Genomic DNA, 18,086 nt, shown 5'->3' on the forward strand with positions numbered 1-18,086 from the left:
ATGATTAAAATTGGCGTTCTCGCATTACAAGGAGCAGTTCGTGAGCATATTCAATCATTAGAAGCTTGTGGTGTCGAAGCCGTTGCCATTAAACACAAAGAGGAATTAAAAGACGTTGATGGCCTTATTCTCCCTGGTGGAGAAAGCACGACAATGCGCCGCCTGATCGATAAATATGATTTTATGGATTCCTTAAAGGAATTTGCCCGGGAAGGTAAACCGATGTTCGGTACCTGTGCAGGCCTTATTCTTTTGGCAAAAAACATCGTCGGATACAGTGAGCCTCACCTAGGTGTGATGGACGTTACGGTTGAACGCAACTCCTTCGGACGCCAGGTGGATAGCTTCGAGGCTGACCTCGCTGTGAAAGATGTCGCGGGTGACTTCCCAGCAGTCTTTATCCGGGCCCCGCATATCGTAGAGGCAGGCGAAGAGGTCGAGATTCTTTCGAAGCATGATGGCCGCATTGTTTTAGCGCGTGAAGGGCAATTTTTAGGCTGTTCGTTTCATCCAGAACTAACGGATGACCATCGTCTTACAGCTTACTTTGTTGAGATGGTAAAAGAAGCAAAAAATCAAAAACAGCCTGTATAGATTGGTTGCTTTTGGCAAATAAATATAGTACTCTAAGTTATACAAATTAGAAATATGCAAAAGCAATGAGAGGAACTAGTAACAAGAGATTTATTCTAAAGAGAGCCGGTGGCTGGTGTGAACCGGTGAATAAGACTTGTGAATCCCTCCTCGAGTAGAGTGCGGAACACCTCATCACGAGGCTAGTAAGGACTCTCGGTGAAAAACCGTTACATTTTTAAGGTGGACAGATTCGTCTGTCAACCAGGGTGGTATCGCGGGTTAACTCTCGTCCCTGTTTTAGGGGCGGGAGTTTTTTGTTTGCCCTCGGATAAATAATAAAGGAGTGTTTAAGCATGTTGGATTTGAAGTATTTAAGAGCCAATTTTGCCGAAGTTAAAGAAAAGCTGCAGCATCGCGGTGAAGATTTAACAGACTTAGGCCGATTTGAAGATTTAGACGTTAAACGGCGCGAATTAATTGTCGAAGCGGAAAAACTGAAATCCAAGCGGAATGAAGTTTCTCAGCAAGTTGCAGTATTAAAACGTGAGAAGCAGGATGCCGATCACCTTATAAAGGAAATGCGTGAGGTTGGCGACCGCATCAAGGAACTCGACGATGAACTAAGAGGCGTTGAGGAGACATTAGAGCTATTATTGCTTAGCATTCCAAATATTCCCCATGAAACTGTGCCTATTGGCGAGACAGAAGACGATAACGTAGAAATCCGCAAATGGGGCCAGGTCCGCGAGTTCGGCTTTGAGGCGAAACCGCATTGGGATGTAGCTGACCATTTGGGAATTCTTGATTTTGAACGAGCAGGAAAGGTGACCGGCAGCCGCTTTGTTTTTTATAAAGGTCTTGGTGCCCGCCTTGAGCGTGCGTTAATAAGCTTCATGCTTGACCTCCATGTCGATGAGCATGGTTACACAGAGATACTGCCTCCATATATGGTGAATCGTACCAGCATGACTGGAACAGGCCAGCTGCCAAAGTTTGAAGAGGATGCCTTTTTAATTGAAAGCGAGGACTACTTCCTAATACCGACCGCAGAGGTACCAGTCACCAATTATTACCGCGATGAAATTTTAAGCGGCGAAGAGCTGCCAATCCGCTTTGCAGCCTACAGCGCTTGCTTCCGTTCTGAAGCTGGTTCTGCAGGGCGTGACACAAGGGGATTAATTCGCCAGCACCAATTCAATAAGGTTGAGCTTGTGAAGTTTGTAAAGCCAGAGGATTCTTATCAGGAGCTGGAAAAACTGACTGCTGATGCCGAAAAGGTTCTTCAATTACTGGAATTGCCGTATCGTGTGTTAAGCATGTGTACAGGTGACCTGGGCTTTACTGCGGCGAAAAAATACGATATTGAAGTGTGGATCCCGAGCTATGGAACTTACCGTGAAATTTCTTCTTGCAGTAATTTTGAGGCGTTCCAGGCAAGACGTGCTAACATCCGCTTCCGCCGCGACCCTAAGTCAAAACCGGAGCATGTGCATACACTTAATGGCTCTGGCCTCGCGATCGGCCGTACGGTTGCAGCTATTCTGGAAAACTACCAGCAGGATGACGGCAGTGTCGTAATTCCAGCCGTGCTGCGTCCATATATGGGTGGCCGCGACGTCATAAAGCCGTAATAAACAATGTATAACCAAGTTGAATAGCGCCTTTTTTTAATGGCATATTAATAATGTTGACACAGGGTTAAATATATGATAAATTAACTTCTGTTGTCACGGAGGAATACCCAAGTCCGGCTGAAGGGATCGGTCTTGAAAACCGACAGGCGGGTTAAACCGCGCGGGGGTTCGAATCCCTCTTCCTCCGCCATCACAAGTAAAAACGCGCATAAAAACTGGAGATAAAAATTCGTTACAATCCTTTGTAACGGATTTTTTATTTTTAAAGAAAAAAGCACATATCAGGGATTACCCAATATGTGCTTTTGTTATATATAAAATTTCCTTTAGCTTGTCTTCTACTTCTTGGCATACTCGTATGGCGTCAGCTTCACTATTCACCACATCGGTTGTGTCCATATCAATGACCAAAACCTCACTGGCATTATAGCGCTCCATGACCCATTCATCATAGCCCTTCCAAACCTCGAAATAATATTCCTTCAGTTCCGGGTTAATTTCAAAGCTGCGGCCGCGGGCCATAATCCGATCAATCACCGTATCAAACGATCCTTTTAAATAAACCATCAAATCAGGAGCTTTTTTGGGAAGTTCTTTTAATTCCTCCAGCATATTGTCGACTAATTCTTCATAGATTTTAAATTCGAGGCTGGAAATCCTTCCTAAATTTTTATTGACATAGGCGAAGTACCAATCTTCATAAATAGAACGGTCCTGAATGGTATAAATCGGGTTTGTCCAATTGATGCAATCCTTGACTGTTTTAAACCGTTTATTCAAAAAAAATAATTGCAATAGGAAGGGAATTCTTCTTGCATCCAATTCTTCCTGTGTTAATTCATAGTAAAGCGGGAGAATCGGGTTGTCATCCACCGCTTCATAAAAAACCTTGCTGTCAATGCCATTATTCTGAAAGTGTGCTTTTAAAGTGTCAGCCACACTCGTTTTGCCGAGACCGATCATGCCTCCAATAACGATGCTCACGAACATCCCCCTGTTTCTATATAGTGTTTGTCCAACTGTTTGCTTTCAATGATACTCCAAGCTTTTCAATGATATAGTCTAGATCCTGCTCGTTTTTCACAAAATCCAGCTCATCACCACTGAAACGGAGAACCGGTATTTCCGGATGCTCCTTTTCAAAAATAGCCATTGTGTTTTCATAATCTATGGAAAGCTGCTCTAAATAAAGCGGGCTGATGTTTTTCTCGACCTCGCGCCCACGGATTTTTATTCGCTTTAATAAGGTATCGAGACTTGCGTGCAAATATATGATGACATTCGGCTTTGGCATATCCTCTGTCAAAATTTGATAAATCTTATAATATTTTTTGTATTCGTCAGGACTCAATGTCCGAGTAGCAAAAATTAAATTTTTAAATATATGATAGTCAGCCACTACAGATTTATTTTTGCTTAAATAATGGGAATTAATATCTCCAAGCTGTTTAAAGCGATTGCAGAGGAAAAACATTTCTGTCTGGAAACTCCATTCCTCGATGTTTTCATAAAATTTCCCTAAGAATGGATTTTCATCGACAATCTCTTTTAATAATTCAAACTCAAAATGCCGAGAGATGGCTTTGGCGAGAGATGTCTTTCCGACACCTATCGGTCCCTCAACGGTAATAAAGGGTGTACCCCCCATTTGGCTGCTCCTCCTTCTCCAATTGCCTGCAGGTTCTATCTTTTCCAGATTCGTCTGGTTCATATATATATGCAATTTTTAATAATTGTCCTGCAAAGTCGCCAAAAAGCGACAAGCACCTTGTCACTTATTCGAGCAATTATGCTTTAATTCGACACAAACATCATTTTATCACAATCGGTACAGGAAGGGATATGGAATTTTTGAGGAAGCTTTTACATGTTTATAAGAAAGAAAAAACCGCCGGAGACCGGCAGTTATCAGGTGGAGAATACTCGTGTTCCTCTTTTTGTTACGTTGAAATTATCAACGATCAACAGCCAGTTTTGCGGGAAGGCAAGGCCTAGTTTCCAATAGCTCATTCCTCTTAAATTCATCTGTTTGATCAAATCAAATTTTGCCTGGATAGAGCGGGCGTCTTCAAACCAGACTTCATGCTCTTTGCCAGCCGCATCCCTATATCTAAAATGTGGTGCTTGCGCTTTTGTATCGTATTCAATTGGGACATTGTGTTGGGCAGCAAGCTGGATGGCTTGCTGCGGGCTGACAGCCTTTGCCACGGTACCTTGAACGAAAGGCAGGGTCCAATCATAACCATAGAGATTTTGCCCCATGAGGATTTTGTTAGATGGTATATCTGTCACCGCATAATCCAACACTTTTTTTACCTGGTCAATTGGCGAGACTGCCATGGCCGGACCGCCGCTGTAGCCCCATTCATAGGTCATGATGACAACAAAGTCGGATATTTGACCGTGAGCCTTATAATCATGTCCTTCATACCATTTTCCTTGCTGGGTTGCACTTGTTTTTGGCGCAAGGGCAGTGGACATGAGCCATCCTTCACGTGAAAAGCGCTGCTTTGCCTTTCTTAAAAAGCGGTTATAAGCCTCGCGGTCAGCAGGGCGCAAGAATTCAAAATCAAAATGGATATCACGGAAGCCGTACTTTTTTGCGGTGGAGACAATGTTATTGATAAATCTATCTTGAATTGCGATGTCATTAAGAAGAATCCGCCCTAGCTCATCGCTGAACTGGTCATTTTCCTGGTTATTGATGACCATCATTAAGACATTGCGGTTGGCGTTTGCAATCGCCGGAAAGTTATTTAATAGAGGCTCTTTTAGCGTGCCGTCACGCCGGGCCTGAAAGCTGAATGGGGCTAAATAGGTAATATAGGGCGCTGCCTCGCGGGCACTTGCTTCCAAATTAGGGGCAACAGATGTCCCGCGTGGTTCCACGTAAGCATTGAATTCGGCATTTCTTTTTTTTCCCTGAGGAATATAAAGCCTTAGACCGACATTGAGCGGCTGGTTAACGGGAATGCGGTTCACATTGGCAAGTTCCTGGGCGGTAGTGCCGTAATCGCGGGCTATTGTAAATAATGATTCACCCGACTGAACGAAATGAAAACGGCCGATAATCGGAATGACAAGTGATTGTCCGATAACCAGCTGATTAGGATTTGGCAAATCATTTGCCTCTATAATATCCTGGGTGGTTGTATGGTAAGCTCTTGCAATGGTTGTCAGCGATTCATTTCTTTTAACCACATGAATCTGCATCTCAATCCCTCCCTGCACATTTGCGCTACAACTATTCTATGAGGGCGGGACTTAATACATGTTATAATGTTAATAATTTTCTTATAAACGGAATTAGTTATAGAAGGCGGTTTATTAAGATGACTAACCAAGATGAGAAATTTATGCTGGAAGCCATAGCAGAAGCAAGGAAGGCAGAGGAGCTGAATGAGGTGCCAATTGGGGCTGTTCTTATCCATGATGGTAATATTATTGCCCGGGCCCACAATTTAAGAGAAAGCGAGCAGAATGCGACGGCCCACGCCGAGCTGCTGGCCATTGACCAGGCCTGCCGGGAAACAGGCTCATGGCGGTTAGAGGATACTACTCTTTATGTCACGTTGGAGCCTTGCCCGATGTGTTCAGGGGCGATTATCTTATCGAGGGTCAAACGCGTGGTATACGGGGCGAGCGATCCAAAGGGCGGGTGTGCCGGAACGCTAATGAATCTTTTGCAGGATTCACGCTTTAACCACCAATGCGAGGTTGTTAAAGGCGTCTTAGCAGAAGAGTGCGGCAGCATGCTTTCATCTTTTTTTCAAAAAATAAGAGATCGCAAGAAGCAGGAGAAAAAGTCGAAGCGGCACGCATCAGAAACAAACTTACAGTAATTTACAGTTAATATCGATTGCTTTTTTGCTAGATTGTTTGTATACTAAAAAGGCGTCAGATACGACGCACTAATAATTGGTATCAACTTTGCCGCGCTAGGTGGGGAGGTAGCGGTGCCCTGTACCCGCAATCCGCTCTAGCGGGACGGAATCCCTTCCCGAGGCTGATGGCCTGTAGGGTCTGCCTTAAGTAAGTGGTGTTGACGCCTGGGTCCTGCGCAATGGGAATCCATGAACTATGTCAGGTCCGGAAGGAAGCAGCATTAAGTGGACGCTCTCATGTGCCGCAGGGGTGCCTGGGCCGAGCTAACTGCTTAAGTAACGCTTATGGGCGTCAGTCGACGGAAGGTGCGCGGCAGTTATTACATATTACAAAAGCGGAAGCGTCCGTTTAGCGGCGTATGGACTGGAGCGCTTCGACTGAGATAAAGGAAACACGAAGAGCGATAGCGATTCGATGTTGACTTATCGTAGGGAGAAGAGCGAAGTACACTAGACGCTGGACGCTGGAGCTAGACGGTAGTCATGTTAATAACATGGAACTATCTATTACCGCAAACCAAACTCATCTCAGATTCTGGGATGAGTTTTTTTGTGAACTCTTAGGATTACTTTTGTAAAAAGGAATTTGAATACGTTATAATATATTAGACTAATTTGAAGGGGGCGATGTCGAGTGTCATATCAAGCTTTATATCGGGTTTGGCGTCCGCAGAAATTTTTTGACGTAGTGGGACAGGAACATGTCACGCAGACATTGCAAAACGCCCTGCTTCAGCAAAAAATCTCTCATGCATACCTATTTTCCGGTCCAAGAGGAACAGGAAAGACGAGTGCGGCTAAAATATTAGCAAAGGCGATTAATTGTGAGCATGCTCCTGTTGCTGAACCGTGCAATGAATGTGCGGCCTGCCTCGGGATCACGAATGGAACGATTCCTGATGTCCTGGAGTTTGACGCTGCCTCTAACTCGCGGGTGGAGGAGATGCGTGATGTTCTTGATAAGGTCAAATTTGCCCCCACGGCAGTAAACTATAAGGTCTATATCATCGACGAAGTGCATATGCTCTCCATTAGCGCTTTTAATGCTTTACTTAAAACGCTGGAAGAACCGCCGAAGCATGTCATCTTTATTTTAGCCACGACAGAACCGCATAAAATCCCACTGACGATTATTTCAAGATGCCAGCGTTTTGATTTCAGACGGATTACCGCAGGGTCTATTGTTAATCGGATGAAGCTGATTGTCGAGGAAACCGGCGTTGACTGCGATGAGCGGGCCTTGCAAATGATAGCCAGAGCAGCTGAAGGTGGAATGCGTGACGCATTAAGTCTGTTGGATCAAGCCATATCCTACAGTCAGGACCTGGTGACAGTTGAAGATGCGTTGACCGTCACAGGCTCTGCATCACAGGCATTTTTAAATAAAACGGCCAAGGCGTTTCAGGATAAAGATGTGGCAAGCGGTCTGGAGGCGCTCGAGGAACTTTTATTTCATGGAAAGGACCCAGCGCGCTTTATCGAAGATTTGATCTTGTTTTACAGGGATATGCTGCTATACAAAACGGCACCAAATCTTGAGGAATCTCTCGAGCGGGTGATGCTGGATGATGAGTTTCGCCTGATGGCAGACGAAACGCCAACAGAGCAAATTTATCAGCTGATTGATTTCTTAAATAAGACTCAGCAAGAAATGCGCTGGACCAATCACCCGAGGATTTTCCTGGAGGTAGCCATTGTTAAGCTTTGCCAAATGGAAACTAGCCAAAGAGAGACCGCGAGTTCTGGGGAATTGCAGCAGCTACTGACGAGGATTGAGCAGCTTGAGTCGGAACTTCATCACTTAAAAGCTAACGGCGTAGCCGCAGCACCTCAAGATGCCGCGCCACAGCCACAAAAACAGGTACAAAGAACCTCAAGAAACGCCTTCCAGCCGGCTGTTGGTAAAATAAATGAAGTGCTAAAGCAAGCCACAAAAAATGACTTGAATCTGATCAAGGGTAATTGGGGCGAAATGCGATCGAGTCTCATGAAATCACATGCTGCCTTATTAAATGAAGCAGAGCCGGTTGCAGCATCTGCAGCAGCCTTTGTTTTAAAATTCAAGCATGAAATGATTTGTCAAATGGCGATGAGCCGAGGCGATTTCCTGGAAGCAGTAAGCACTATCTTGAACCAATTAACTGGCAAAAGGTTCACACTTTTAGGAGTTCCTGAAGAGCAGTGGTTAACCATCCGTGAAAATTTCTTAAGCACCCAGCATGGGGAAGAAGGGGAAATCAGCGGGCCTGCCCATGAAGAGGAGCCACATATCGCTGAAGCCAAAAAGCTATTTGGCGAAGAATTTATTGAAATAATTGATTAAAAGTTAGGCGAAAACGCCAAAAACAGCTATCAATGTGATTATATAATCTAAATTTAATTGGAGGTTGATTTATCAATGCGTGGTGGAATGGGTAATATGCAAAATATGATGAAGCAAGTGCAAAAAATGCAGAAGAAAATGGCAGAGGCACAAGAACAATTAGGTGAGGAAAAAATTGAAGGAACTGCCGGCGGCGGAATGGTAACCGTCGTGGTAACAGGCCATAAAGAGGTTGTAGATGTTCAAATTAAACCTGAAGCAGTCGATCCTGATGATGTGGAAATGCTTCAAGACCTTGTCCTTGCAGCCGTAAACGATGCACTTAAAAAAGCTGATGAGCTTTCCAATAATACTATGGGACAATTTACAAAAGGATTAAACCTGCCATTTTAAAAACAATAAGCGTTAAGCGCCTTAAGCAGCCACATGCTGCTAAGGGCGCTTTTAGCTTTTTCTAAAGAGAGGAACATAAATTATGCATTATCCAGAACCGATTTCGAAGCTAATTGATAGCTTTATGAAGCTTCCTGGCATTGGGCCAAAAACAGCCGCACGGTTGGCTTTTTTTGTCTTAAGTATGAAAGAGGATACCGTCTTGGATTTTGCAAAAGCATTAGTGAATGCCAAGCGGAATTTAACATACTGCTCTGTCTGCGGTCACATTACCGATCAAGATCCATGTTACATATGTGAAGATCAGCGCCGGAATAAGGGCATAATATGTGTAGTGCAGGATCCAAAAGATGTAATTGCAATGGAGAAAATGAAGGATTACAACGGATTGTATCATGTTTTGCACGGGGCTATTTCACCTATGGATGGCATCGGCCCGGAGGATATCAATATTCCCGGACTGCTAAAGCGGCTTCAGGACGAAACTATTCAGGAAGTCATTTTAGCTACCAATCCCAATATTGAAGGGGAAGCAACAGCTATGTATATCTCCCGGCTGCTGAAGCCGTCAGGTATTAAAACAACAAGGATTGCCCACGGACTGCCGGTAGGCGGGGACCTTGAGTATGCAGATGAGGTTACCTTATCAAAAGCATTAGAAGGGCGAAGAGAATTGTAATATTAAAATTAAAATTAAATTTAAATGCTTTAATGCCGGGGGGATGGCGATGTTTTTTCGGCGCAAAGGAAAGCTTCGGAAGGAATATAATGAAAAGCTTTTAATCCAGTTAAATAAATATAAAGATTATTGGCGGCAGGAAAAACTCCTTTTGGAAAGAAGTCTTGATCCCTCTGAAGAGGTCATTTGCCAATCAAAAGTCGCAGAAGCAAAATATATTCTTCTATTAAGAGAAGCTAAATACAGAAATGTGACATTAACAAAATAAATATTTTTACAACTCAAGCAATTGATTGCTTGAGTTTTTTTATTGTTCTATTTTTAAGGGCTTGTACATAGCTTTTTAAGTAAAGAGACCATTGGAGGGTGACGCTTTTTGGAACCAATGTTTGTGATTGCCGTTTTAGGGGGACTGATTGTATTATTGTTATTTACCGGAGCGCCATTCAAGCCTGCCCGATTTGCCGGCCAAGCTGTTATAAAAATATTGATAGGAGCATTATTTTTGTTTTTCCTCAATACAGCAGGAAATCAGTTCGGGATTCATGTTCCAATAAATTTTGCCACGTCTGCTGTATCAGGGTTTTTGGGAATTCCGGGCCTATGTGCGTTAGTGGCGATTCAGCAATGGGTTCTTTGAGACAGAACCGCTCTTTAGCAGCGGTTTATTTTTTTTGAAAAAAGTATTGACCAACATAAAATTATCCTGTAATATATTTTAAGTCGCCGCTAACACGGCAGACAAGAAATAAAAAAAGTTGTTGACTTCAACAACAAGAAATGATATATTTAAAAAGTCGTTTTAAGGCGACGGAGAAATTGACCTTTGAAAACTAAACAAACAAAAACGTCAACAAACAATAATATTCGTTTCATTTGAAACGAAGCCAACGTAACATTTTTGAGCTAATCAACTCAACTTTATTGGAGAGTTTGATCCTGGCTCAGGACGAACGCTGGCGGCGTGCCTAATACATGCAAGTCGAGCGAATCACTGGGAGCTTGCTCCCGGTGGTTAGCGGCGGACGGGTGAGTAACACGTGGGCAACCTGCCTGTAAGACTGGGATAACTTCGGGAAACCGGAGCTAATACCGGATAATTTCTTCCCTCGCATGAGGGAAGGTTGAAAGTCGGTTTCGGCTGACACTTACAGATGGGCCCGCGGCGCATTAGCTAGTTGGTGAGGTAACGGCTCACCAAGGCGACGATGCGTAGCCGACCTGAGAGGGTGATCGGCCACACTGGGACTGAGACACGGCCCAGACTCCTACGGGAGGCAGCAGTAGGGAATCTTCCACAATGGACGAAAGTCTGATGGAGCAACGCCGCGTGAGCGATGAAGGCCTTCGGGTCGTAAAGCTCTGTTGTCAGGGAAGAACAAGTATCGGAGTAACTGCCGGTACCTTGACGGTACCTGACCAGAAAGCCACGGCTAACTACGTGCCAGCAGCCGCGGTAATACGTAGGTGGCAAGCGTTGTCCGGAATTATTGGGCGTAAAGCGCGCGCAGGCGGTCCTTTAAGTCTGATGTGAAAGCCCACGGCTCAACCGTGGAGGGTCATTGGAAACTGGGGGACTTGAGTGCAGAAGAGGAAAGCGGAATTCCACGTGTAGCGGTGAAATGCGTAGAGATGTGGAGGAACACCAGTGGCGAAGGCGGCTTTCTGGTCTGTAACTGACGCTGAGGCGCGAAAGCGTGGGGAGCAAACAGGATTAGATACCCTGGTAGTCCACGCCGTAAACGATGAGTGCTAAGTGTTAGAGGGTTTCCGCCCTTTAGTGCTGCAGCTAACGCATTAAGCACTCCGCCTGGGGAGTACGGCCGCAAGGCTGAAACTCAAAGGAATTGACGGGGGCCCGCACAAGCGGTGGAGCATGTGGTTTAATTCGAAGCAACGCGAAGAACCTTACCAGGTCTTGACATCCTCTGACACTCCTAGAGATAGGAATTTCCCCTTCGGGGGACAGAGTGACAGGTGGTGCATGGTTGTCGTCAGCTCGTGTCGTGAGATGTTGGGTTAAGTCCCGCAACGAGCGCAACCCTTGATCTTAGTTGCCAGCATTCAGTTGGGCACTCTAAGGTGACTGCCGGTGACAAACCGGAGGAAGGTGGGGATGACGTCAAATCATCATGCCCCTTATGACCTGGGCTACACACGTGCTACAATGGATGGTACAAAGGGCAGCGAAGCCGCGAGGTGGAGCCAATCCCATAAAACCATTCTCAGTTCGGATTGCAGGCTGCAACTCGCCTGCATGAAGCCGGAATCGCTAGTAATCGCGGATCAGCATGCCGCGGTGAATACGTTCCCGGGCCTTGTACACACCGCCCGTCACACCACGAGAGTTTGTAACACCCGAAGTCGGTGGGGTAACCGTAAGGAGCCAGCCGCCTAAGGTGGGACAGATGATTGGGGTGAAGTCGTAACAAGGTAGCCGTATCGGAAGGTGCGGCTGGATCACCTCCTTTCTAAGGATAATGCAGCCCTTTAGGGCTGATAATAAGGTTGACTGTTTTTTGTTTGTTTAGTTTTGAGAGGTTAATTCTCTTTGAATATGTTTTGTGGGCCTATAGCTCAGCTGGTTAGAGCGCACGCCTGATAAGCGTGAGGTCGATGGTTCGAGTCCATTTAGGCCCACCATTTAATTTTACAGTGAATATTGGGGGATTAGCTCAGCTGGGAGAGCGCCTGCTTTGCACGCAGGAGGTCAGCGGTTCGATCCCGCTATCCTCCACCAATATCGTTCTTTGAAAACTAGATAATCGTAAAAGAAGAAGTAACCAAGTAAGAACCGAGTAATCGCCATTTTAGTTTTTCTCTCTTATTTTTAAGAGTAAAAACCTTTTAGGTTAAGTTAGAAAGGGCGCACGGTGAATGCCTTGGCACTAGGAGCCGATGAAGGACGGGACTAACACCGATATGCTTCGGGGAGCTGTAAGTAAGCGCCGATCCGGAGATTTCCGAATGGGGAAACCCACTGTTCGTAATGGAGCAGTATCTTTACCTGAATACATAGGGTATTGAAGGCAGACCCGGGGAACTGAAACATCTAAGTACCCGGAGGAAGAGAAAGCAAACGCGATTCCCTGAGTAGCGGCGAGCGAAACGGGAACAGCCCAAACCGAAAGGCTTGCCTTTCGGGGTTGTAGGACACTCAACATGGAGTTACAAAGGAACGGGGTAGATGAAGCGGTCTGGAAAGGCCGGCCATAGAAGGTAAAAGCCCTGTAGTTGAAACTTCGTTCCCTCCTGAGTGGATCCTGAGTACGGCCGGACACGTGAAATCCGGTCGGAAGCAGGGAGGACCATCTCCCAAGGCTAAATACTCCCTAGTGACCGATAGTGAACCAGTACCGTGAGGGAAAGGTGAAAAGCACCCCGGAAGGGGAGTGAAAGAGATCCTGAAACCGTGTGCCTACAAGTAGTCAGAGCCCGTTCATGGGTGATGGCGTGCCTTTTGTAGAATGAACCGGCGAGTTACGATTGCATGCGAGGTTAAGTTGAAGAGACGGAGCCGCAGCGAAAGCGAGTCTGAATAGGGCGAATTAGTATGTAGTCGTAGACCCGAAACCAGGTGATCTACCCATGTCCAGGGTGAAGTCCAGGTAACACTGGATGGAGGCCCGAACCCACGCACGTTGAAAAGTGCGGGGATGAGGTGTGGGTAGCGGAGAAATTCCAATCGAACTTGGAGATAGCTGGTTCTCTCCGAAATAGCTTTAGGGCTAGCCTCACGTAGTTAGAGTCTTGGAGGTAGAGCACTGTTTGGACTAGGGGCCCTCATCGGGTTACCGAATTCAGACAAACTCCGAATGCCAATGACTTATCCGTGGGAGTCAGACTGCGAGTGATAAGATCCGTAGTCAAAAGGGAAACAGCCCAGACCACCAGCTAAGGTCCCAAAGTATACGTTAAGTGGAAAAGGATGTGGAGTTGCTTAGACAACCAGGATGTTGGCTTAGAAGCAGCCACCATTTAAAGAGTGCGTAATAGCTCACTGGTCGAGTGACTCTGCGCCGAAAATGTACCGGGGCTAAACGTATCACCGAAGCTGTGGGTGGACACCTTGTGGTGTCCGCGGTAGGAGAGCGTTCTAAGGGCGTTGAAGCTAGACCGTAAGGACTGGTGGAGCGCTTAGAAGTGAGAATGCCGGTATGAGTAGCGAAAGATGAGTGAGAATCTCATCCACCGTATGCCTAAGGTTTCCTGAGGAAGGCTCGTCCGCTCAGGGTTAGTCGGGACCTAAGCCGAGGCCGAAAGGCGTAGGCGATGGACAACAGGTTGATATTCCTGTACCACCTCTTTATCGTTTGAGTGATGGGGGGACGCAGGAGGATAGGGTAAGCGCACTGCTGGATATGTGCGTGCAAGCAGTTAGGCTGGTGAATAGGAAAATCCGTTCACCTTAAGGCTGAGCTGTGATGCCGAGGGAATTATAGTACCGAAGTTCCTGATTCCACACTGCCAAGAAAAGCCTCTAGCGAGATAAAAGGTGCCCGTACCGCAAACCGACACAGGTAGGCGAGGAGAGAATCCTAAGGTGAGCGAGAGAACTCTCGTTAAGGAACTCGGCAAAATGACCCCGTAACTTCGGGAGAAGGGGTGCTTTTTGGGGTGAATAGCCCCGAAGAGCCGCAGTGAATAGGCCCAGGCGACTGTTTAGCAAAAACACAGGTCTCTGCAAAGCCGCAAGGCGAAGTATAGGGGCTGACGCCTGCCCGGTGCTGGAAGGTTAAGAGGAGGGGTTAGCGCAAGCGAAGCTCTGAATCGAAGCCCCAGTAAACGGCGGCCGTAACTATAACGGTCCTAAGGTAGCGAAATTCCTTGTCGGGTAAGTTCCGACCCGCACGAAAGGCGTAACGATCTGGGCACTGTCTCAACGAGAGACTCGGTGAAATTATAGTACCTGTGAAGATGCAGGTTACCCGCGACAGGACGGAAAGACCCCATGGAGCTTTACTGTAGCCTGATATTGAATTTTGGTACAGCTTGTACAGGATAGGTAGGAGCCTGAGAAGCCGGAGCGCCAGCTTCGGTGGAGGCGTCGGTGGGATACTACCCTGGCTGTATTGAAATTCTAACCCGCACCCCTCATCGGGGTGGGAGACAGTGTCAGGTGGGCAGTTTGACTGGGGCGGTCGCCTCCTAAAGTGTAACGGAGGCGCCCAAAGGTTCCCTCAGAATGGTTGGAAATCATTCGCAGAGTGTAAAGGCACAAGGGAGCTTGACTGCGAGACCTACAAGTCGAGCAGGGACGAAAGTCGGGCTTAGTGATCCGGTGGTTCCGCATGGAAGGGCCATCGCTCAACGGATAAAAGCTACCCTGGGGATAACAGGCTTATCTCCCCCAAGAGTCCACATCGACGGGGAGGTTTGGCACCTCGATGTCGGCTCATCGCATCCTGGGGCTGTAGTCGGTCCCAAGGGTTGGGCTGTTCGCCCATTAAAGCGGTACGCGAGCTGGGTTCAGAACGTCGTGAGACAGTTCGGTCCCTATCCGTCGTGGGCGCAGGAAATTTGAGAGGAGCTGTCCTTAGTACGAGAGGACCGGGATGGACGCACCGCTGGTGTACCAGTTGTCTTGCCAAAGGCATCGCTGGGTAGCTATGTGCGGACGGGATAAGTGCTGAAAGCATCTAAGCATGAAGCCCCCCTCGAGATGAGATTTCCCATAGCGTCAAGCTAGTAAGATCCCTGAAAGATGATCAGGTTGATAGGTCAGAGGTGGAAGCGCGGTGACGTGTGGAGCTGACTGATACTAATCGATCGAGGACTTAACCAAGTCATATTAAGTAAGGTGAACTCGTTTTTACTAAACTTCTTCTGCGTTATCTAGTTTTGAGGGAATGAAACCTCTAATTCAATAGGTCCGGTAGCAATGGCGAGAAGGTCACACCCGTTCCCATCCCGAACACGGAAGTTAAGCTTCTCAGCGCCGATGGTAGTTGGGACGCAAGTCCCTGTGAGAGTAGGACGCTGCCGGGCAAATAAAAAGACAACCATTTTCAGGTTGTCTTTTTTTGTTTAGAAAGTGAAGCGTGAGTGATGCACGAGAACCGTCCCCATGCATCAATAAAAAATCGACATTAGACATACACCCAATTGTGAATGGCGACATATATTATTATTGCGGATACGAAAATTCAAAAAATTGTATACAAATTTTTGTTATCGGGCAGAATGGGTGTATGGAGGTGGAGCGATTGAGTTCAAACTTAGCACATAACCATTTGGGGGAAACATGCGTTATTTGTGAGAATCTTAAAGCGAAAGGCATACATCTATACACTTCTTTTATTTGCACAGAATGTGAAAATGATTTAATTCAAACAGACACGAGCGATCCAAAATATAAACATTATCTGAAACAGCTTAGAAAAATTACAACGCCCGAAATATTTTCATAACAAAGTCCTGATTGGGGCTTTATTTTTTTTCCCTAAAACGAGACAATAGGTTAGAATCTTAACAAGGATGTAAGGAAATGTTTAAACAGATGAAAACACCTTTATATGATGCGTTAATAAAGCATGAATTCAAGAAACCAGTTTCCTTTCATGTTCCTGGACATAAATATGGTCTTATTTTTGATGCGAATGCGCAGGAGCATTTTAAACAAATTCTAAAGCTAGATGCAACTGAGTTAACTGGATTAGATGACTTGCATTCTCCTGAAGGAGCAATTTTAGAAGCAGAAGACCTTTTAACGCAGCTTTATCAAGCAAAGAAAAGCTACTTTCTTGTAAATGGCTCCACTGTCGGAAATATTGCCATGATTTTAACGGCGTGCTCGGAGGACGATACGGTCCTGGTACAAAGGAATAGCCATAAATCGGTCCTGAATGCTATACAGCTGGCCAAGGCAAGACCCATATTTCTGGAGCCGGAATATGACCAAGATTGGATGGTTCCCTCTGGAATATCAGTAGAGACTGTTAAAGAAGCCATCACCCGGTATCCGAATGCAAAAGCCCTTATATTGACATACCCAAACTATTACGGGGTGGTCTATGATTTGCAAGGGATTATTCAGGAGGCGCACGGGAATAACATCCCAGTCCTAGTGGATGAGGCACACGGGCCCCATTTTATCCTCGGAAAACCTTTCCCAGCATCAGCTGTTCAACTTGGTGCGGATATTGTTGTGCAATCAGCGCATAAGACACTCCCGGCCATGACGATGGGGTCCTTTTTGCATTTTAATAGCTGTCTTCTTGACAATAAAAAAGTCAAGGGTTACTTGGAAATGTTTCAGTCCAGCAGCCCGTCTTATCCGATCATGGCATCGCTGGATTTGGCTAGAGGCTATCTAGCAGCCTATGAGCAGAGGGATTTAGAATTTTTACAAAGCGAGATCTCCTTATTTAAAAGGGATTTGGCTGATGTTTCCGCGATAAAGATATTAGACTATCCAAATCAGCAAGGGGATTTATTAAAAATCACGCTTCAGTCACGAAGCAAATTAAGTGGCTTCGAGCTGCAGCAAAGGCTGGAGAAATACTCCATATATACAGAATTAGCAGATCCAAATAATCTCCTGTTCATTCTTCCACTACTGAAGGATGAACAAAAGTATCCCTTTAGGGAAACGGCTGCAAAAATAAAAGAGGCTCTAAAAGGTATTTTTTGTGATTGTGACGAGGAAAAGGAAGAAATTCAATTAAGTATTAATCGAATTTCTGAATTAGCTATTCCTTTCAAAAAGATGGGCGATTATGAGGAGTTGGAAATTTCTATTTCTGAAGCAGAGGACAAGGTTTGTGCGGAAACAATTATTCCTTATCCTCCTGGGATTCCGCTTTTGTTAAAAGGAGAGCGAATCACTGCTGAAAAGCTAAGCCGCTTACATAAGCTGATGAAAACGGGGGCAAGGTTTCAAGGTGGTTCCTTATTAAGAAAAAATATGCTGAAGGTTTTTTGGACAACTTAAGATATACAGTTTTGGAGGTTTCATAGATGACGAACGGAACGTTTATTACATTCGAGGGCCCGGATGGGGCAGGCAAAACTACAATCCTCAATATGGTTGCTGAGCAGCTGCCAATGGCAATGGTTACAAGGGAACCTGGCGGCATTGATATTGCGGAACAAATCCGCCGCGTCATTTTGGCAAAAGAAAATACGGCCATGGACCCGCGGACGGAGGCGTTGCTCTATGCTGCCGCAAGAAGACAGCATTTAATTGAAAAAGTAATGCCTGCCTTAGAAGAGGAAAAAGTTGTCTTGTGCGACCGCTTCGTTGACAGCTCCCTGGCTTATCAAGGATACGCCCGGGGATTAGGAATTGAAGAGGTATGGACGATTAACCAATTTGCAATTGAGAAGATGATGCCGGATTTGACGATTTACTTTGATATTGAGCCGGAAGCTGGGCTGGAGCGAATTAATAAGAATAAAGGCAGAGAAGTTAACCGCTTGGATTTGGAAGACCTGGTGTTTCACCAAAAGGTGAGAGAAGGCTATCATATCCTTTTAGACCGATTCCCCGGCCGGATTATCAAACTTGATGCCTCAGGAACAATCGAGGATGTTTTTCAACAAACACTCGACATAATCAAATCAAAGCTAACAGAAAAAAAGCCTTCGCGATAAGG

14 protein-coding genes, 3 tRNA genes, 3 rRNA genes, 1 other RNA gene and 1 other annotated feature are annotated in these 18,086 nt (G+C 45.7%); of the genes, 18 read left to right on the forward strand and 3 right to left on the reverse strand.

What is annotated here, in order from left to right:
* From pdxT to V5M37_RS00095, 3 genes are all read left to right on the forward strand, one after another.
* Complete coding sequence (pdxT, locus tag V5M37_RS00085) at positions 1–594, forward strand: pyridoxal 5'-phosphate synthase glutaminase subunit PdxT (protein ID WP_423800273.1); 594 nt, start codon at positions 1–3, stop codon at positions 592–594.
* A 56-nt stretch (positions 595–650) separates the two neighbouring features.
* Positions 651–873, forward strand: a binding site (T-box leader).
* Positions 874–929: 56 nt separating this feature from the next.
* Complete coding sequence (gene serS / locus V5M37_RS00090; RefSeq protein ID WP_423800274.1) at positions 930–2,207, forward strand: serine--tRNA ligase; 1,278 nt, start codon at positions 930–932, stop codon at positions 2,205–2,207.
* A gap of 100 nt (positions 2,208–2,307) precedes the next feature.
* Positions 2,308–2,400 (forward strand) — tRNA-Ser (locus V5M37_RS00095).
* Positions 2,401–2,498: 98 nt separating this feature from the next.
* Here V5M37_RS00095 and V5M37_RS00100 read toward each other — a convergent pair.
* The 3 genes from V5M37_RS00100 to V5M37_RS00110 all read right to left on the reverse strand — a co-directional run bounded on the left by V5M37_RS00100 (position 2,499) and on the right by V5M37_RS00110 (position 5,423).
* Positions 2,499–3,200, reverse strand: a complete 702-nt coding sequence (locus tag V5M37_RS00100) for a deoxynucleoside kinase (protein WP_423800275.1) — start codon at positions 3,198–3,200, stop codon at positions 2,499–2,501.
* 10 nt (positions 3,201–3,210) lie between these two features.
* Positions 3,211–3,858: a deoxynucleoside kinase gene (locus tag V5M37_RS00105; protein WP_378585779.1), complete on the reverse strand. Its 648-nt coding sequence runs from the start codon at positions 3,856–3,858 to the stop codon at positions 3,211–3,213.
* Positions 3,859–4,118: 260 nt separating this feature from the next.
* A complete protein-coding gene (locus V5M37_RS00110) occupies positions 4,119–5,423 on the reverse strand; it encodes a glycosyl hydrolase family 18 protein (protein ID WP_423800276.1) in 1,305 nt (434 codons plus the stop codon).
* A 119-nt stretch (positions 5,424–5,542) separates the two neighbouring features.
* Here V5M37_RS00110 and tadA point away from each other — a divergent pair, with 119 nt between their 5' ends.
* The 15 genes from tadA to tmk all read left to right on the forward strand — a co-directional run bounded on the left by tadA (position 5,543) and on the right by tmk (position 18,084).
* Positions 5,543–6,052, forward strand: a complete 510-nt coding sequence (gene tadA, locus V5M37_RS00115) for a tRNA adenosine(34) deaminase TadA (protein ID WP_423800277.1) — start codon at positions 5,543–5,545, stop codon at positions 6,050–6,052.
* Positions 6,053–6,143: 91 nt separating this feature from the next.
* Positions 6,144–6,408: signal recognition particle sRNA large type (gene ffs, locus V5M37_RS00120), an RNA gene on the forward strand.
* A gap of 320 nt (positions 6,409–6,728) precedes the next feature.
* A complete protein-coding gene (gene dnaX, locus V5M37_RS00125) occupies positions 6,729–8,417 on the forward strand; it encodes a DNA polymerase III subunit gamma/tau (protein ID WP_423800278.1) in 1,689 nt (562 codons plus the stop codon).
* A gap of 75 nt (positions 8,418–8,492) precedes the next feature.
* Positions 8,493–8,810 carry a YbaB/EbfC family nucleoid-associated protein gene (locus V5M37_RS00130; protein ID WP_213148382.1) on the forward strand — a complete coding sequence of 106 codons (318 nt, stop codon included), beginning with the start codon at positions 8,493–8,495 and terminating at the stop codon, positions 8,808–8,810.
* An 82-nt stretch (positions 8,811–8,892) separates the two neighbouring features.
* Positions 8,893–9,489 carry a recombination mediator RecR gene (gene recR, locus V5M37_RS00135; protein WP_213121203.1) on the forward strand — a complete coding sequence of 199 codons (597 nt, stop codon included), beginning with the start codon at positions 8,893–8,895 and terminating at the stop codon, positions 9,487–9,489.
* 49 nt (positions 9,490–9,538) lie between these two features.
* Positions 9,539–9,757 (forward strand): YaaL family protein, encoded by a 219-nt coding sequence (locus V5M37_RS00140; RefSeq protein ID WP_423800279.1) that lies wholly within the window; start codon positions 9,539–9,541, stop codon positions 9,755–9,757.
* Between the two features lie 108 nt (positions 9,758–9,865).
* A complete protein-coding gene (locus V5M37_RS00145) occupies positions 9,866–10,129 on the forward strand; it encodes a pro-sigmaK processing inhibitor BofA family protein (RefSeq protein ID WP_423800280.1) in 264 nt (87 codons plus the stop codon).
* A 281-nt stretch (positions 10,130–10,410) separates the two neighbouring features.
* Positions 10,411–11,960: ribosomal RNA gene (locus tag V5M37_RS00150) — 16S ribosomal RNA — on the forward strand.
* Between the two features lie 95 nt (positions 11,961–12,055).
* Positions 12,056–12,132: transfer RNA gene (locus V5M37_RS00155), tRNA-Ile, on the forward strand.
* A gap of 21 nt (positions 12,133–12,153) precedes the next feature.
* Positions 12,154–12,229, forward strand: a tRNA-Ala gene (locus V5M37_RS00160).
* A 110-nt stretch (positions 12,230–12,339) separates the two neighbouring features.
* Positions 12,340–15,274: ribosomal RNA gene (locus tag V5M37_RS00165) — 23S ribosomal RNA — on the forward strand.
* A gap of 86 nt (positions 15,275–15,360) precedes the next feature.
* Positions 15,361–15,477 (forward strand): 5S ribosomal RNA (rrf, locus tag V5M37_RS00170).
* Together the 16S, 23S and 5S rRNA genes with 2 tRNA genes alongside form the textbook arrangement of a ribosomal RNA operon.
* A 203-nt stretch (positions 15,478–15,680) precedes the next feature.
* Complete coding sequence (locus tag V5M37_RS00175) at positions 15,681–15,899, forward strand: sigma factor G inhibitor Gin (RefSeq protein WP_378588543.1); 219 nt, start codon at positions 15,681–15,683, stop codon at positions 15,897–15,899.
* Positions 15,900–15,976: 77 nt separating this feature from the next.
* Complete coding sequence (locus V5M37_RS00180) at positions 15,977–17,422, forward strand: aminotransferase class I/II-fold pyridoxal phosphate-dependent enzyme (RefSeq protein ID WP_423800281.1); 1,446 nt, start codon at positions 15,977–15,979, stop codon at positions 17,420–17,422.
* 26 nt (positions 17,423–17,448) lie between these two features.
* Positions 17,449–18,084, forward strand: coding sequence for a dTMP kinase (tmk, locus tag V5M37_RS00185; RefSeq protein ID WP_423800282.1), 636 nt, complete (start codon positions 17,449–17,451; stop codon positions 18,082–18,084).
* Positions 18,085–18,086 lie beyond the last annotated feature (2 nt).

This window comes from Neobacillus sp. SAB-20_R2A (genome assembly GCF_049568635.1).
GTDB lineage: Bacteria > Bacillota > Bacilli > Bacillales > Cytobacillaceae > Neobacillus > Neobacillus citreus.

Coding starts and splice junctions, on each gene's coding strand:
- pdxT (WP_423800273.1), top strand. CDS start 1: ATGATTAAAATTGGCGTTCTCGCATTACAAGGAGCAGTTCGTGAGCAT.
- serS (WP_423800274.1), top strand. CDS start 930: ATGTTGGATTTGAAGTATTTAAGAGCCAATTTTGCCGAAGTTAAAGAA.
- V5M37_RS00100 (WP_423800275.1), bottom strand. CDS start 3,200: ATGTTCGTGAGCATCGTTATTGGAGGCATGATCGGTCTCGGCAAAACG.
- V5M37_RS00105 (WP_378585779.1), bottom strand. CDS start 3,858: ATGGGGGGTACACCCTTTATTACCGTTGAGGGACCGATAGGTGTCGGA.
- V5M37_RS00110 (WP_423800276.1), bottom strand. CDS start 5,423: ATGCAGATTCATGTGGTTAAAAGAAATGAATCGCTGACAACCATTGCA.
- tadA (WP_423800277.1), top strand. CDS start 5,543: ATGACTAACCAAGATGAGAAATTTATGCTGGAAGCCATAGCAGAAGCA.
- V5M37_RS00130 (WP_213148382.1), top strand. CDS start 8,493: ATGCGTGGTGGAATGGGTAATATGCAAAATATGATGAAGCAAGTGCAA.
- recR (WP_213121203.1), top strand. CDS start 8,893: ATGCATTATCCAGAACCGATTTCGAAGCTAATTGATAGCTTTATGAAG.
- V5M37_RS00140 (WP_423800279.1), top strand. CDS start 9,539: ATGTTTTTTCGGCGCAAAGGAAAGCTTCGGAAGGAATATAATGAAAAG.
- V5M37_RS00175 (WP_378588543.1), top strand. CDS start 15,681: ATGGAGGTGGAGCGATTGAGTTCAAACTTAGCACATAACCATTTGGGG.
- V5M37_RS00180 (WP_423800281.1), top strand. CDS start 15,977: ATGTTTAAACAGATGAAAACACCTTTATATGATGCGTTAATAAAGCAT.
- tmk (WP_423800282.1), top strand. CDS start 17,449: ATGACGAACGGAACGTTTATTACATTCGAGGGCCCGGATGGGGCAGGC.